Source organism: Gordonia sp. 852002-50816_SCH5313054-c (assembly GCF_001665925.1).
Lineage (GTDB): Bacteria > Actinomycetota > Actinomycetes > Mycobacteriales > Mycobacteriaceae > Gordonia > Gordonia jacobaea.
On the sequence record NZ_LZTE01000057.1, the window covers coordinates 59,889 to 75,362 of the forward strand.

Sequence of the window (15,474 nt, forward strand, 5' to 3'; positions counted from 1 at the left end):
CTCACCGCACCGCGTCGAGGTCGTCGGGTCCGAATGCGTCGGGCAACAGTCGCGCCAGCGTCGTCGGTCCATCGCGATGATCGACGAGCAGATCGCCGCCACCGTGTTCGTAGAGGACCTGTCGGCAACGCCCACACGGCATCAGAATCGACCCGGTGGCGTCGCACACACTGACCGAAACGAGTCGCCCGCCGCCCGACGCGATCAACGATGCGACGAGTCCGACCTCGGCGCAGATACCGAGCCCGTATGAGACATTCTCCACATTGCAACCAACCACGATTCGGCCGTCGTCTGTGAGTCCCGACGCCCCGACCGGAAACGAGGAATACGGGGCATAAGCACACTCGATCATGCGAGTTGCTTTGTCCCGCAATAGATTCCAATCAATATCGGGAGTCAAGACAGCCTCCTGCCGGTCGGTCGGTATCGGAGTCGATGCGATGGGAGATACCCAAACAAGCTTGGTAAGGCAAACCTAATTCGTAATGCCTTGTCCCGCAGATCGGTTCGGGCAATTTAACGACTCACTCAGCATAGGTTTAAAGTCTCTTGCATGGGTCCAAGGTGACACCCAGCCGGTGCCACCGCGTCCATCGACGATGTTGGAGGCCAATTCCCCGATGAGTTCCGAGACAGAGGTCGCACCGGAGCCGGTGCGCAAACGTTCGCTGTACCGCGGCGATCCAGGCATGTGGTCCTGGGTGCTACACCGCATCACAGGCGTGACGATCTTCTTCTTCCTGTTCGTGCATGTGCTCGATACGGCGGTGATCCGTATCGACCCGAACAAGTACTCGGAGATCATCAACACCTATAAGACCCCGATCATCGGTCTCATGGAGATCGCGCTCGTGGCGTGCGTGCTCTATCACGCACTCAACGGCCTGCGCATCATCCTGATCGACTTCTGGTCGAAGGGCCCCAAGTACCAGCGTCAGATGCTGTGGGTGATTCTCGGACTGTTCGTGGTGGTCTTCGGTGCCGCGGCGATCCGACTCCTGCAGATCCTCATCGAGCACGCGTTCTAAGGAGATACGACAATGACCACATCTCCTACCTCACAGAACGTCGCCAAGTCGCTGGGCACCCAGTACGACCGGCCCGCCAGCCTCGACAATCCGCGCTCGCCGCGCAAGCCCCGAGGCGGCAACTTCGAGAAGTGGGCATGGCTGTTCATGCGCTTCTCCGGTCTGGCCCTGATCATCCTGACCATCGGCCACATGTTCATCATGCTGGCGTGGGACAACGGCGTGCACCGCATCGACGCATCGTTCGTCGCGGCTCGGTGGCGTGAGCCCTTCTGGCAGATCTGGGACCTCACCATGCTGTGGCTGGCCCAGTTGCACGGCGGCAACGGTGTGCGCACGGTGATCGCCGACTACTCGCGCAAGGACTCGACCCGCTTCTGGCTGAACGTGCTGCTCGGGGTCTCGATGATCCTCGTGCTGGTGTTGGGCACCTACGCGCTGCTCACCTTCGACGTGAACAGCGCAAACTAAGGAGACCACTGAAGATGCAGGAACACCGTTACGACGTCATCATCGTCGGTGCAGGCGGCGCCGGTATGCGCGCAGCGATCGAAGCAGCGCCCCGCGCCCGCACCGCAGTGTTGACCAAGCTCTACCCCACGCGTAGCCACACCGGCGCGGCGCAGGGCGGCATGTGTGCCGCACTGGCCAACGTCGAAGAGGACAACTGGGAGTGGCACACCTTCGACACGGTCAAGGGCGGCGACTACCTCGCCGACCAGGACGCGGTGGAGATCATGGCCAAAGAGGCCATCGACGCCGTGCTAGACCTCGAGAAGATGGGCCTGCCGTTCAACCGCACGCCCGAGGGCAAGATCGACCAGCGTCGTTTCGGTGGGCACACGCGTGACCACGGCAAGTCGCCGGTGCGTCGTGCCTGCTACGCGGCCGACCGCACGGGCCACATGATCCTGCAGACCCTGTACCAGAATTGCGTCAAGCACGACGTCGAGTTCTTCAACGAGTTCTACGCACTCGACCTGTGCCTGAGCGAGAACGAGAAGGGCGAGCCGGTCGCCACCGGCATCGTCGCCTACGAGCTCGCGACCGGCGAACTGCACGTCTTCCACGCGAAGTCGATCATCTTCGCGACCGGCGGTTCGGGCCGTATGTACAAGACGACGTCGAATGCGCACACCCTGACCGGCGACGGCGTCGGCATCGTGTTCCGGAAGGGCCTGCCCGTCGAGGACATGGAGTTCCACCAGTTCCATCCGACAGGCCTCGCGGGTCTCGGCATCCTGATCTCCGAAGCCGTTCGCGGTGAGGGCGGCATCCTGCGCAACGCCGACGGCGAGCGCTTCATGGAGCGCTACGCCCCCACCATCAAAGACCTCGCACCCCGCGACATCGTCGCGCGCTCGATGGTGCTCGAGGTTCTCGAGGGACGCGGCGCGGGCCCGAACAAGGATTACGTCTACATCGACGTGACCCACCTCGGCGAGGACGTCCTGAACGAGAAGCTCCCCGACATCACCGAGTTCGCGCGCACCTACCTCGGCGTCGACCCGGTGAAGGAGTGGGTGCCGGTCTACCCGACCTGCCACTACCTGATGGGCGGCATCCCGACCAACATCGAGGGTCAGGTGCTGCGCAGCAACAACAACGACGACGTCGTCCACGGCCTGTACGCCGCAGGCGAGTGCGCGTGCGTATCGGTGCACGGTGCAAACCGTCTCGGAACCAACTCGCTGCTCGACATCAACGTCTTCGGTCGTCGCGCCGGCATCGCAGCCGCCGACTACGCCAACAGCCACGGGTTCACCGACCTTCCGGAGAAGCCGACCGACATGGTCACCGGCTGGCTCGAGACCATCCTGTCCGAGCACGGACATGAGCGCGTCGCCGACATCCGCACCGCGCTGCAGCAGACGATGGACGACAACGCGTCGGTGTTCCGCACCGAGGAGACGCTCAAGCAGGCGTTGACCGACGTCCACGCTCTCAAGGAGCGCTACGACCACATCCGCGTGCACGACAAGGGCAAGCGCTTCAACTCCGATCTGCTCGAGGCAATCGAGCTGGGCTTCTTGCTCGAACTCGCCGAGGTTACCGTCGTCGGCGCGCTCAACCGCAAGGAATCGCGCGGCGGGCACGCCCGCGAGGATTACCCGAATCGCGATGACGTGAACTTCATGCGCCACACGATCGCCTACAAGAAGGGTGACAAGCTCCTTTCCGACATCGAGCTCGACTGGAAGCCTGTCATCCAGACCCGTTACGAGCCGATGGAGCGTAAGTACTGATGACCGCCACCATTGAGGCGCCGCACACCGACGAGCCGCCGTTGCCAGAAGTTCCGGACGAAGCGACCATGGTCACGCTGAAGATCATGCGTTTCAATCCGGAGGAGCCAGACGCCCAGGGCTGGGAGAGCTTCCGTGTGCCCGCGCTGCCGACCGACCGTCTGCTCAACCTTCTGCTCTATGTGAAGGGCTACCTCGACGGCACGCTGACCTTCCGACGCAGCTGCGCCCACGGCGTGTGCGGCTCCGACGCGATGCGCGTCAACGGCGTCAACCGCCTGGCCTGCAAGATGCTGATGAAGGACTTCCTGCCCAAGGACAAGTCCAAGGACATCACCATCACCATCGAGCCCATCAAGGGTCTTCCGGTGGAGAAGGACCTCGTGGTCAACATGGAGCCCTTCTTCGACGCGTACCGCGCGATCAAGCCGTTCCTCATCACCACCGGCAACGAGCCGACACGTGAGCGCATCCAGAGCCAGAAGGATCGCGCACGTTTCGACGACACCACCAAGTGCATCCTCTGTGCGTGCTGCACCACGAGCTGCCCGGTGTTCTGGAACGAGGGCAGCTACTTCGGCCCCGCCGCGATCGTCAACGCGCACCGCTTCATCTTCGACAGCCGCGACGAGGGCGCCGTCGAGCGCATGGACATCCTCAACGATTCCGACGGTGTGTGGCGCTGCCGCACCACGTTCAACTGCACCGACGCATGCCCGCGTGGCATCCAGGTGACCCAGGCGATCCAGGAGGTCAAGCGCGCGCTCATGTTCTCGCGCTGATCTCGGAATCACCGACGCAGACCCTCTCTGCAGCCCCGGCGAACCCACCATCCTCCGCGGATGGTGGGTTCGCTGTTTTTCCGGGTTCGTTGTTTTTTTCGCGCCCGATGAAACCGATCGGGGTTCGCGTGCGTCCAAGTCCTTCAAGGCCACAGCCGTGGACTCGATACGACGAACGGAGCTACCCCGTGAACACCCGATCCATCCTCGCCAGCCTGCTGATCCTCGTGTGCGGTGCACTACTGAGCACCACAACGCCCGCCGCGGCGTCGACCCGATTCCCGAGCACCGGCGACGTGGTGACCATCTCGGTCAGCTCCGACCGCGAGTGGAACGAGCAGATCGTGTGGTTCGACGCCCACAACACACTCCGCCACCAATCCGACGTGCGGCTTCCGACACACGACGACGCCACCGGCCTCTGGTCGGGATCGCTCACGATTGTCAGCCGGTCCCGCAATCAGAACGTCGACGTCTCGTTCGGATCGACGGGCCGCTTCGCGCGCTGCGAGATCTGGGTCGGCAAGGTCAAGGTGCGCGACCACACCGCCCGCGGCGCCCACGCCCTCGCGACCTGCGACCGCCCGACGCCGCGTCGAAGGGGCTGAGGCGCCGCCGGTTGTCGGCCGGGGCGGGGTCGGGTCGGGGGCGGGCTCTGGCTCGGGCCCGGGGCAGAAAGTAGGGGAAGGGTTCTTTCCCCGGGGTGTCGACGTTTCCCCGCGAAGCTACCCAAGCAAGAGCACACAACCCGAGGAAGGATCGTTTCCCCTAGTTCCCGGCGCCGCGCGACGCCGGTTCACGCGCGCGCCGCGGACAGCTCCCAAAACACACGGAAAAATGTCGCGGAAAGAACCCTTCCCCCACTCCTCGACGTTTCCCCGCGAAGCTACCCAAGGAACAGCACACATCCCGAGGAAAGAACCCTTCCCCCACTTTCTGCGCGGGCCGAACGCCGAGCGGCCACCGCCCGACCACGACGCCGCACCCTCCCCCCACTTTCTGCGCGGGCCGAAACCGGTCCGGACGCGCGCGCCCGAGGCGCCCAGCGCACGCCCCAACCCCTGAGCGCGCCTAAACTCTTTAGCCTCGTCAAATCGGACACAAATCACGCATTCCGAACCAATTCCGCCGATTCGCCGTCGATTTGCTCAGTCACCGCGCGCACACTCTGCGGGAACCATAGTCTTGACGAACTACTGAGCGACGTCATAGGGGGTGATCGCGGCATGGCGGAGAAGCTTCACGCCGAGATCCAATCGGGCGACAAAGGGCTGCGGGCCGGGTCGATCGGACTGCTGGGCAACGTGATCATCGGTCTGTCGGCCGTGGCACCCGCCTACAGTCTCGCCGCGACGCTCGGCTACGTCGTCGCTGCGGTGCACAGCAAAGCGCCGGCGATGTTCGTGATCGCGTTCATTCCGATGCTGCTGGTGGCGTTCGCCTACCGAGAGCTCTCGCGCGATACCCCCGACTGCGGCACCACCTTCACCTGGGGCACCAAGGCGTTCGGGCCGTGGATCGGGTGGATCGGTGGATGGGGCCTCGCGGTGTCGGCGATCATCGTGCTCGCCAACGTCGCCGAGATCGCGGCCGTGTACCTGCTTCGCTTTCTGCACCTCGATTCACTCGCCGACAACCTGTGGGCCAAGGTCGCTCTCGGGTGCTTCTTCATCATCGTGATGACTTGGATCAGCATCCGCGGCATCGTCATCAGTGAGCGCATCCAGTCGGTGCTCATGTTCATCCAGTTCGGCATCCTGATCCTGGCGAGCGTCATCGCGCTCGTGAAGGTCGCGACCGACCACGCCGGCCCCCAGGCCGTCACACCCCAGTGGAGTTGGTTGTCGCCGACGGGCCTCGACCAGTCGTCGATCGCCGCGGCGGTGATCCTGTGCATCTTCATCTACTGGGGATGGGACGCGTGCCTGGCCGTGGGCGAGGAGACCAAGGACCCCGAGAAGACACCCGGCCGGGCGGCGGTGATCTGCTGCCTGATCCTCGTTGCCACCTACGTCCTGGTCGCCTACGCCGTCGAGTCGTTCGCAGGTTTCGGCACCACCGGCATCGGCTTGAACAACCCCGACAACACCGACGACGTGCTCACCATCCTCGGCGAACCGGTCGCGGGCGCGGTGATGGCGTCGGCGTTGCTGCTCGTCGTCAGCATCTCGGCCCTGTCGTCGACGCAGTCGACCATCCTGCCGACCGCACGCGGCACACTGTCGATGGCCGTGTACAGGGCGCTCCCCCAACGGTTCGCCTACATCCACCCGCGCTACATGACTCCCGCGTTCGGCACGGCCGTGATGGGCGCGTCGGCGTTGGTCTTCTACCTCGTTCTGTCGTTCGCGAGTCAGAACACGCTTGCCGACTCGATCGCGTCACTCGGTCTCGCCGTCGCGTTCTACTACGGCATCACCGCGTTCTCGTGTGTCTGGTACTTCCGTCGGACGCTGTTCGACTCCGCTCGCAACTTCTTCATGCGCGGACTCTTCCCGCTTCTCGGCGGCATCGCGATGGCCTGGGCATTCATCAAGAGCGCCATCGACATGATCAACCCCGACTACGGTTCGACGTCGGTCGGCGGAATCGGTGGCGTATTCATCCTCGGCGTCGGCATGCTGGTCCTCGGCGTCCCGTTGATGCTCGCGTGCTGCGCCGCCGACAGCGACTTCTTCAAGGGCAAGACCCTCAACGCGAACACTGAAGTGAAGGTCCCCGATGTCTACTGACAACACCTCCGCTGCGAACCCGAAACGTGTCGCAGTCGGCTATCTCGCCACCCAGTCGGGTGACGACGGCGTGGCCCTCGGCGCGGCCATCGCCACCAAGACGGGCGCTGCGATCGACCTGATCTGCGTGGTCCATCCTGTGCCCTACGACGGTCAACCGGGCATCGACCAGTACATGGAACGCCTCGAGAACCAGGCGGCGGAATGGCTTGCCGACGGCGCATCACGCATCCCGGAGGGCATCGAGGTACGAACCGTGGTCACCGTGCACGAGTCGTTCACCGAGGGCCTGATCGACGTCGCCGAGCAGTCCGGAGCGGCGATGATCGTCGTCGGCGGCACCGGTGACGGCATCATCTCGCGCCACGCCCTCGGGACGGTGAGTACCGAGTTGCTGCATTCCTCACCGCTGCCCGTTGCGCTGGCGCCGCGTGGATATGCGCGTCGCTCCGACGTCGTGATCGACATGATCACCATCGCCGTGCCGGTCAAGAAGTCGGCCAGCGATCCCCTCTCGTTCGGCATCCGCTTCGCCGAAGCCGCGTCGATCGACGTGCGTCTGCTCTCGCTGGTGTCGCTGGAGAATCCAGCGGCCGACGACACCAGCCTCGCGGTACGCAAACAACAGGTCGACGTGGCGCGAGAGCTTCTCGAGCACACCCGTGACCAGCTCGACGTCGACCTCGAGGTCGACGTTCTCGTCGCCGACGGCGACACCCTCGACGAAGCGCTCGACAATCTGCCGTGGGACGCGAATGACATCGTCGCTGTCGGCTCGGGGCATCTCGGCGCCGACAACCGCGTCTTCCTCGGCTCGACCGCCGCGCGCATTCTGCGCTGGACCACCGCCCCGGTGATCGTCGTACCCAAGGAATCAACACCTGACAGGGAATCGACAGCAACGAAACCGACAGCAACGAAGGCACAGGGCGAGTGACGACGCTGCGACTGCTCGAGATCAGGCACGCCGAGTGCGAATCACTCGGCACGTACGCGGGCGGTCTTCCACACGACGCCGAGGTCACCACGTTGCGAGCCGAGCGCGACACGTTTCCCGACGACCCTGCGTCGTTCGACGCCATCGCGGTGATGGGCGGCGGAATGGGAGCCAACGACGGACCGACCTATCCGTGGATCGACGACGAGATCGACTTCCTGCGACGAGCGCTGTCCAAGGACGTACCGATCTGGGGAGTCTGCCTCGGATCGCAGTTGCTGGCGAGCGCGGCCGATGCGAAGGTCAGCACGGGGCCTGCCCCCGAGATCGGGATCTCGAAGGTCACCTGGACCCCGGACGGCGTCGTCGACCCTGTGTGGAAAGATCTGTCGGACAAGACATTCGACAGCATGCAGTGGCATTACGACACGTTCGATCTACCCGCCGGTGCGACGCTGCTGGCATCGTCGGAGTCGTACGCCAACCAGGCGTTCCGCCTCGGCGCGAGTTACGGCCTGCAGTTTCATCTCGAAGTCGACTCCCCGCTGTTCGCCACCTGGCTCGACGACCCCGCCTACCGCACCGAACTCGTCGACGCGCTGGGTCCGGGCGGTCCCGACCAGGTCAGCGCCGACCTCGCCGACGTCGAGTCGACGACCCGCGCGATGGCTGCGGCAGCGATGTCGCGGTGGCTCGACGTCGTCGTCGCGCGCCAAGCACGCTAACCCGTTCACACTTCGCACACCTGCGCCACGCGGGCTACGTGTAGTTCCACGGCGTCGCCGAGCAGGCTGTCGCTGGTGGCGGCGTCGATGTGCCCACGTTGTTCTAGCGCGAGAACGCCGTTGATGGCCGCCCAGGCGAGCAGTACCGACGATCGTGCAGCGGGGTCAGCAGAGTCGATCGCATCGATCACGTCGTCGGCTACGCCCGCGAGTACCCGCCCGATCTCCGACCGCGCCTGGTCGACGACGTCCCCATGCACCTCGGACACGTCGGCGAGACCCAGCATCCGGAACGCGAGCGGTTCGTCCCGATGAAAGCGCACATACTCCTCGAACGCCGCTCGAGCCGTCGGTGCACCGCCACCGGTTCGCTCGACGCTGCGTCGCATCCGCTCGGCGTGCTCGCGCGCCAGTCGACACGCGACCACCGCGTAGACCTCCGCCTTGCCGTCGGGGAAATTCCCATACAGCGATGTCAGCGCGACGTCGGCGTGCGCGGCGATCGCATCGACAGACGTGGCGCGAAATCCGTTGCGTGAGAACAACTCGGCAGCGGCGTCGAGCACAGCGGCCCGCGTCCGCCGTCGTCGTCGATCGCGAGGCTCGTCAAGCAGTGAGGACATGTGCTAATTGTAGTCTGACTACGTTTTCATAGTCCAACTACAGAAGGATCGACATGGCCCCCACTGTGACCACCTCCGACCTGCCAACACCCGCCGACGGCTCCGAGGCGATCTCACTGCTCATCCCCCGCTCGCCCTTCGTGGCAGAACTCGGGCTTCGACTCACCGATATCTCCGACGGCCACGCCGAACTGGTCATGCCCTACCGGCCGGAGCTGACGACCGTCGGCGAAATGGTCCACGGCGGCGCGATCAGCGCATGTGCAGACATCGGAATCATGGCGGCAGCGTGGGCAGGCCGACCTATCCCCGATCGGCTCCGCGGGGTCACCACCTCGATGTCGGTGAGCTTCATCAACCCACTGATCGCCGACGATCTACGCATCGTCGCTGATCGTCTCCACAACGGAAACCGACTGTGCCACTGCACTGTTGACCTGATCTCCGCAAGCGCCGGCCAACTTGTCGCCCGCGCGACGGGCGCCTATCAAATCGGCTGACCGACGGCCGCGCTCCCACCGGGCGCCACCCTTGTTGACACTGCTTACATTGGCGCCTAGCGTCGAACCATGCAGACGATCCTGGGCGCGAACGGGCAGATAGGCACAGAGCTCGCTCGTGATCTCCACCGCAACCACACCCGCGACATCCGGCTCGTCGGCAGACAACCCCGGCGGGTGAACGAGACCGACGAACTCGTGGCCGCCGACCTCATGGATGCCGCACAAACCGACGCCGCTGTAGCGGGAAGCGACATCGCATACCTGACCGTCGGACTGCCCGCCGATTCTCAGATGTGGGCGCAGCGTTTTCCGGTGATGATGCGCAACGCGATCGACGCATGCGCTCACCACGGCACGAAGCTCGTGTTCTTCGACAACACCTACATGTATCCGATGACGAGTGAGCCACAAACCGAGGACACCCCGTTCCGCCCCGTAGGCAGCAAGGGCCGCACGCGCGCACAGACCGCAACCATGTTGCTCGACGCGATGACCGCGGGAGCCGTCGACGCCGTGATCTGTCGGGCCCCCGAGTTCTACGGCCCGGACCAGACCCAAAGCTTCACCAACGCATTGATTTTCGATCGAATCGCGCAACACAAGCGAGCGTTCGTCCCGATCCGGGACGACACCCTGCGCTCACTGATCTGGACTCCCGACGCCAGCCGCGCGATGGCGCTGATCGGCAACACCGAGTCGGCCTACGGCCAGACCTGGCACCTGCCGATCGACAGCAACCGACGCACCTACGCACAACTGTTGGAGCTGACCTCACAGGCGAGCGGCCACCAGAACAAGTACACGGTGCTCGGCACACCCGTCTTCGCCCTCGGACGTCTGTTCAGCAAGAACGTCCGCGAGCTGTGGGAGTTGTTGCCCCGCTACGGCGTCGACACGGTCTTCGTCGCCGACAAGTTCACCCGAGCCTTCCCCGACTTCGCCGTCACCACCTACGACGCCGGCGTCGCCCAGCTCGTCACCCACTAGTCGACGCGCGCGGCCACATCAGCTGTCGAAGCCCAGCCCCACCTTGTCCATCACGGTCAACCACAGGCCGCGCTTGCCCTGGCGGCGCTCGCTGCGAGCCAGCTCGCGTCGGGTCATGTTGATGCCGAACGCACGCAAGGGTTCCGGCGGAAACGGAATCGGCTTGGAGCGCACCATGTTCAGACGCGTGCGCTCGGTGTCGGCACCGTCGACGAGGTCGAGTGCGGTCGCGGCAGCAAAATGCGACGCACCGACGCCGAGACCGGTGAACCCCACCGCGGTGACGACGCGTCCACCATACGAGCGGTCCCAGAACGCACAGAACCGCGAACACGTGTCGATGGCCCCACCCCACGCATGACTGGCGCGGATGCCCTCGAGTTGCGGAAACATCTGGAGCAGGTGCTCGCCCAGTAGCGCGAACTCACGCGGCTCCTGCTGGTGGCGCGGCGAATCGTCGGATCGGTAGTGGTACAACGCATCCCAGCCGCCGAACAGAATCCGGTTGTCGGCCGTCAGACGAAAGTAGTGGAACCGGGGCCCCGCGTCGGCAAGTCCCTCCCTGCCCTTCCAGCCGATCGACGCGAGCTGCGCCTCCGACAGCGGTTCGGTCATGATCGCGTAATCCCACACCGGCACCGTGTAGAGCCGCAGTCGACGCACCAGCGACGGGCTCGCCGACGTCGCGAGCACTGCGCGGTCGGCGACGATCTCGCCGAAGCCGGTACTGAGCCGCAGCCCGTCACCCTCGCTGCTGATACCCGTCACCTCCGACTGCTCGAAGATCCGCACGCCGAGACGTTCCGCGGCGTCGGCAAGACCCCACGCCAATCGCGCGGGGTCGAGCATGATGACGTCGGGATCGAACACCGCTCCCGCCACCATCGGCGAGTCGACTCGTTCGCGCGCCTGCTCCTCCGACAGCAGCGGAAGGTCTTCGCCGAGTTCCTTCGCCGACTCCGCGTACTCGGCCAATTCGTCTGCCTGCCAATCGAAATTGGCAAAGTCGAGTTCGCCGGTGCGCTCGGCGTCGGCGGCGATGCCGTGGCGGCGGATGGCCTCGTCGATGGCGTCGATGGTCTCGTGACCGAGGCGCAGAAGTGTCGGCAGCTCGTCGGCAAAGCGTTCCATGCCGTTACCGAGGCCGTGGGTGAGGCTCGCCGAGCAGAAGCCGCCGTTGCGTCCGCTGGCGTGCTCGGCGATCCGATCGCGCTCGACGAGGACGATCCGACGCCCCGGATCGCGTTCTGCCGCTTGCACAGCGGTCCACAGTCCGGTGAAACCCCCACCGACGATGACGAGATCGGCGGTCACCTCACCGAGCACGCGCGGACGCGGCGCAGGCCGATCCGCGCGATCGAGCCAATACGACGACGCGTGCGCGGTGGAGACCAGTGCTGCCCCGCGCGCAGTGGGCTCTGTGGCCCATGACTCGCTCATCAGCGAACCTCTCCCGGATTCGTGAACACCGTTCGATGCCAAGGCTTTCGGGCAACACCGGTGATATCACTCATCACGTGTTTGACGGTCAGGTACTCGTCGAGCGAGTAGGTCGACATGTCCTTGCCGAAGCCCGACGCGCCGACACCGCCGTGCGGCATCTCGCTGATGATCGGGATGTGGTCGTTGATCCACACGCAGCCGGCCTTGATCTCGCGGCTCGCCCGCTGCGCGCGGTAGACGTCGCGCGTCCACACCGATGCGGCGAGTCCGTAAACGGTGTCGTTCGCGCGGCGCAGCGCGTCATCGTCGTCGGTGAAGGTCGAGACCGTCAGCACGGGGCCGAATACCTCGTCGCGGTAGATTTCGGAATCCTCCGCAACGTCGGCGATCAACGTGGGCGGGTAGAAGCTGCCGGGACCGTCGGGCAGCACCCCGCCGGTCACCACACGCGCGCCGGCGGCACGGGCACGTTCGACCATTGCCGCGACCTTGTCGCGGTGTGCGTGGGAGATGAGTGAGCCCATGTCGGTGTCGGGGTCGCGTGGATCGCCGACCCGCACCGATGACATGACGTCGGCGACGCCGGTCACGAAGTCGTCGTAGAGCGACGGCGCGACAATCGCTCGTGTCGCGGCCGTGCAGTCCTGTCCGGCGTTGATGAGCGCTCCGGCGACGGCACCCTGGATCGCGGCGTCGAGGTCGGCGTCGTCGAACACGACGAACGGTGCCTTGCCTCCGAGTTCGAGTTGTACGCGCGTGCCATGTGCCGCGGCCTGCGACATCACCATGCGCCCGACCGCCGTCGAACCGGTGAACGTCACGATGTCGATGTCGGGATGTCCGGCGATTGCGGCACCGACATCTGCGCCGGTGCCGACGAGGACGTTGAAGACGCCGTCTGGCACACCCGCCTCGGTTGCCAGGCGAGCGAGTGTCAGCGTCGTCAACGGAGTGATCTCAGCGGGTTTGAGTACCACTGAGCACCCGGCGGCCAACGCGGGCAACACTTTCCACACGGCCATTTGCAGGGGGTAGTTCCACGGAGTGATCGACCCGACGACCCCGACGGGTTCACGTCGGATCGACGACGTGTGCTCGCCCGAGTACTCCGCGCTCGCCTTGCCGTCGAGATTGCGTGCGACGCCGGCGAAGAAGTCGACGTTGTCGATGCTGCCCGGCACGTCGAATTCCGTTGCGAGACGGATCGCCTTGCCGGTGTGGGAGACCTCCTCGCTCGCCAACAGATCGGCGTTCGCGTCGAGCAGACGCGCGAAGGCATGCAGTACCGCCGACCGCTCAGCGGGGGTGGCTCCACCCCAATCGTGTTGTGCGCGCGCGGCATGTGCGACCGCGGAGGTAACGTCGGAGCCGGAGGCGAGTACGAGGTTCGCTACCGGGGCATCGGTGGCGGGATCGATCACAGTGTGGTCGAGGCCCGATCCGCTGCAGGGAGCACCGTCGACCCAACCACTGGGAACTGTCGTGATGGTTGACACGACAGATCACGATACCGGCAAAACAACGGATTCACGACTTGGAGCAACAATTTCCAACCGAAACCGTGGTTTCGGTTGCCAATATCTGCTGAATCCGCCACCATCGACGTGTGGGCGAACCAATGTCGACACACCTCGACGCCATCGCGAAGAAGATCATCGAAGAACTCCAGGCCGACGGCCGGAGTTCATACGCGGCGATCGGCAAATCCGTTGGCCTGTCCGAAGCTGCTGTGCGCAACCGCGTCCAGAAGCTCAGCGAGAGCGGCCTGCTGCAGATCGTCGCGGTGACCGATCCACTCAAGCTCGGCTTCTCTCGCCAGGCGATGGTCGGCATCCGCTGCACCGGCGACACGGAGCGATTGGCCCGGCAACTGGCCGAGCATCCCGAAATCGACTACGTGGTACTGACAGCAGGTACCTACGACATCATGATCGAGGTCGTCTGCGAGGACGACGATCACCTCCTCGACATCATCAATCGCAGGGTTCGAACACACCCCGAGGTGAACTCGACCGAGACCCTCGTTTATCTGAAACTAGTGAAACAGCAATATAATTGGGGTACACGATGACCGCATCCGTAACCGAATCCCTCGGGCAGCGAAGCGCTGCGCACCTATGGGGACACTTCTCCCGTCACGGCGACGAGATCACGCCACCGGTGATCACACGAGGCGAGGGGGCACGCATCTTCGACGATCGCGGACGCAGCTACCTCGACGGACTCGCGGGACTCTTCGTCGTCCAGGTCGGGCACGGACGTGACGAGCTCGCCGAGGCAGCGGCGAAGCAGGCCAAGGAACTGGCGTTCTTTCCGCTGTGGTCCTACGCCACTCCCCCTGCCATCGAGCTCGCCGAACGACTTGCGGCCAACGCGCCCGGCGACCTCAACCGCGTCTTCTTCACCAGCGGCGGCGGCGAGGCCGTCGAAAGCGCGTGGAAACTGGCCAAGCAGTACTTCAAGCTGACCGGAAAACCGATGAAGCACAAGGTGATCTCGCGTTCGATCGCCTACCACGGCACTCCGCAGGGCGCCCTGGCCATCACCGGCATCCCCGACCTCAAGAAGATGTTCGAACCGTTGACCCCCGGAGGGTTCCGCGCGCCGAACACCAACATCTACCGCGCTCCCGACGAGGAGCTGGCGGCCGACCCCAAGAAGTTCGGCCGCTGGGCAGCCGACCGCATTGCCGAGGCCATCGAGTTCGAGGGTCCCGACACCGTCGCAGCAGTGTTCCTCGAACCGGTCCAGAACGCGGGCGGCTGCTTCCCGCCGCCGCCCGGATACTTCGAACGTGTCCGCGAGATCTGCGACGAGTACGACGTCCTGCTGGTGTCCGATGAGGTGATCTGCGCTTTCGGCCGCATCGGTTCGATGTTCGCCTGCGAGGACTTCGGCTATCAGCCCGACATCATCACCTGTGCCAAGGGCATGACCTCGGGCTACTCCCCGATCGGCGCGATGATCGCCAGTGAGCGACTCTTCGAGCCGTTCAACGACAACACGACGACCTTCGCGCACGGCTACACCTTCGGCGGTCACCCCGTGTCGGCGGCGGTCGCGTTGGCCAACCTCGACATCTTTGAGCGCGAGGGACTCAACGACCATGTGAAGACGACCGCGCCCGCGTTCCGATCGACACTCGAGAAGCTCCACGACCTCCCGATTGTCGGCGACGTGCGCGGCGAGGGGTTCTTCTACGGCATCGAGCTGGTCAAGGACAAGGCCACCAAGGAGACGTTCACCGAGGCCGAGTCCGAGCGCATCCTGCGTGGATTCCTGTCGACCGCACTGTTCGACGCCGGTCTCTATTGTCGCGCCGACGATCGCGGCGATCCGGTCATCCAGCTCGCGCCGCCGCTCATCTGCGGCCAGGCGGAGTTCGACGAGATCGAGCAGATCCTGCGTGGCGTTCTCACCGAGGCGTACGCACTCCTCTGAGGTTCTCCAGGACTGAGCAACGAC

Annotated in this window: 16 protein-coding genes; 12 read left to right on the forward strand and 4 right to left on the reverse strand. The window is 64.8% G+C overall.

The genetic code is table 11. The annotated features are described in order from the left end of the window. Position 1 precedes the first annotated feature (1 nt). Entirely contained in the window at positions 2-403 is a 402-nt protein-coding gene (locus A5788_RS13655) for a cytidine deaminase (protein WP_082937860.1), read from the reverse strand. A gap of 220 nt (positions 404-623) precedes the next feature. Here A5788_RS13655 and sdhC point away from each other — a divergent pair, with 220 nt between their 5' ends. From sdhC to A5788_RS13695, 8 genes are all read left to right on the forward strand, one after another. Continuing rightward, complete coding sequence (gene sdhC / locus A5788_RS13660) at positions 624-1,031, forward strand: succinate dehydrogenase, cytochrome b556 subunit (protein WP_082937859.1); 408 nt, start codon at positions 624-626, stop codon at positions 1,029-1,031. A gap of 12 nt (positions 1,032-1,043) precedes the next feature. After that, entirely contained in the window at positions 1,044-1,502 is a 459-nt protein-coding gene (locus A5788_RS13665; protein ID WP_049699570.1) for a succinate dehydrogenase hydrophobic membrane anchor subunit, read from the forward strand. Positions 1,503-1,516: 14 nt separating this feature from the next. Next, entirely contained in the window at positions 1,517-3,277 is a 1,761-nt protein-coding gene (sdhA, locus tag A5788_RS13670; protein WP_049699571.1) for a succinate dehydrogenase flavoprotein subunit, read from the forward strand. After that, the gene (locus A5788_RS13675) at positions 3,277-4,059 is read left to right on the forward strand and encodes a succinate dehydrogenase iron-sulfur subunit (RefSeq protein WP_049699572.1); all 783 of its coding nucleotides are present in this window, start codon (positions 3,277-3,279) and stop codon (positions 4,057-4,059) included. Before sdhA ends, A5788_RS13675 begins: the two co-directional genes overlap by 1 nt. A gap of 188 nt (positions 4,060-4,247) precedes the next feature. Beyond that, positions 4,248-4,667, forward strand: a complete 420-nt coding sequence (locus tag A5788_RS13680) for a hypothetical protein (RefSeq protein ID WP_064868691.1) — start codon at positions 4,248-4,250, stop codon at positions 4,665-4,667. A 618-nt stretch (positions 4,668-5,285) separates the two neighbouring features. Beyond that, positions 5,286-6,791 carry an APC family permease gene (locus A5788_RS13685; protein ID WP_197494608.1) on the forward strand — a complete coding sequence of 502 codons (1,506 nt, stop codon included), beginning with the start codon at positions 5,286-5,288 and terminating at the stop codon, positions 6,789-6,791. Further along, positions 6,781-7,728 carry a universal stress protein gene (locus tag A5788_RS13690; RefSeq protein WP_064870569.1) on the forward strand — a complete coding sequence of 316 codons (948 nt, stop codon included), beginning with the start codon at positions 6,781-6,783 and terminating at the stop codon, positions 7,726-7,728. Before A5788_RS13685 ends, A5788_RS13690 begins: the two co-directional genes overlap by 11 nt. Continuing rightward, the gene (locus A5788_RS13695) at positions 7,725-8,453 is read left to right on the forward strand and encodes a type 1 glutamine amidotransferase (RefSeq protein WP_064870570.1); all 729 of its coding nucleotides are present in this window, start codon (positions 7,725-7,727) and stop codon (positions 8,451-8,453) included. Before A5788_RS13690 ends, A5788_RS13695 begins: the two co-directional genes overlap by 4 nt. Before the next feature lie 5 nt (positions 8,454-8,458). Here the strand turns inward: A5788_RS13695 and A5788_RS13700 are convergent, their stop codons facing one another. Further along, entirely contained in the window at positions 8,459-9,076 is a 618-nt protein-coding gene (locus A5788_RS13700; protein ID WP_064870571.1) for a TetR/AcrR family transcriptional regulator, read from the reverse strand. Positions 9,077-9,129: 53 nt separating this feature from the next. On the opposite strand from A5788_RS13700, the gene A5788_RS13705 reads away from it, so the two are divergent. Continuing rightward, positions 9,130-9,576, forward strand: coding sequence for a PaaI family thioesterase (locus tag A5788_RS13705; RefSeq protein ID WP_064870572.1), 447 nt, complete (start codon positions 9,130-9,132; stop codon positions 9,574-9,576). Between the two features lie 69 nt (positions 9,577-9,645). Further along, entirely contained in the window at positions 9,646-10,566 is a 921-nt protein-coding gene (locus A5788_RS13710; protein ID WP_064870573.1) for an NAD-dependent epimerase/dehydratase family protein, read from the forward strand. Positions 10,567-10,584: 18 nt separating this feature from the next. Here A5788_RS13710 and A5788_RS13715 read toward each other — a convergent pair whose 3' ends face one another. Further along, positions 10,585-12,006 carry an NAD(P)/FAD-dependent oxidoreductase gene (locus A5788_RS13715; RefSeq protein WP_064870574.1) on the reverse strand — a complete coding sequence of 474 codons (1,422 nt, stop codon included), beginning with the start codon at positions 12,004-12,006 and terminating at the stop codon, positions 10,585-10,587. Further along, the gene (locus A5788_RS13720) at positions 12,006-13,505 is read right to left on the reverse strand and encodes a gamma-aminobutyraldehyde dehydrogenase (protein WP_064870575.1); all 1,500 of its coding nucleotides are present in this window, start codon (positions 13,503-13,505) and stop codon (positions 12,006-12,008) included. The genes A5788_RS13715 and A5788_RS13720 overlap by 1 nt, the downstream gene beginning before the upstream one ends. 122 nt (positions 13,506-13,627) lie before the next feature. Here A5788_RS13720 and A5788_RS13725 point away from each other — a divergent pair, with 122 nt between their 5' ends. Both A5788_RS13725 and A5788_RS13730 read left to right on the forward strand, forming a co-directional pair. Continuing rightward, positions 13,628-14,080, forward strand: a complete 453-nt coding sequence (locus A5788_RS13725) for an Lrp/AsnC family transcriptional regulator (RefSeq protein WP_005174049.1) — start codon at positions 13,628-13,630, stop codon at positions 14,078-14,080. Then, entirely contained in the window at positions 14,077-15,450 is a 1,374-nt protein-coding gene (locus A5788_RS13730; protein WP_064870576.1) for an aspartate aminotransferase family protein, read from the forward strand. The genes A5788_RS13725 and A5788_RS13730 overlap by 4 nt, the downstream gene beginning before the upstream one ends. Positions 15,451-15,474: the final 24 nt, after the last annotated feature.